Below are 332 nucleotides of genomic sequence, written 5' to 3'. Positions count from 1 at the left end.
CAGGGTACCCACCAGCAGGGCAACCACGGCGGCGGCCAGCAACAACAGCAGAGCGCTGGCTACGGTGGCAGCAACCAGCAGCAGACTGCAGCCGGACCAGTCGGACCGGTGAGTCTGTTCGTTCCGCCTGCGCCCGGCACCTCGGGCGACTGGTGGCCCGCCGATCTGGGGCGGCCCAACACAACCGGGGCGCAGAACGACGTCCGCTATGCCTACTTCGCACCGCCCCGGCGCCTGGCGATCGAAGTGAACGGCAAGGTGACGGTCTACGATACGCTCGATCACCAGATCAGCGGCTTCTCGCAGCAGCAGTCCCGCGGCGCGTCCCTCAC

Annotated in this window: 1 pseudogene; it reads left to right on the top strand. The window is 68.4% G+C overall.

Annotated features, from left to right (window positions below):
* Positions 1-332 (top strand): annotated as a pseudogene (locus SB753_RS35725) (SHOCT domain-containing protein); the annotation flags it as partial.

It is taken from the genome of Paraburkholderia sp. SIMBA_053 (assembly GCF_046534895.1).
In the GTDB taxonomy this organism is placed as follows: Bacteria; Pseudomonadota; Gammaproteobacteria; order Burkholderiales; family Burkholderiaceae; genus Paraburkholderia; species Paraburkholderia caledonica.
The sequence above is the reverse complement of the archived record's forward strand: the minus strand, read 5'-3'. Positions and strand labels throughout refer to the sequence as shown.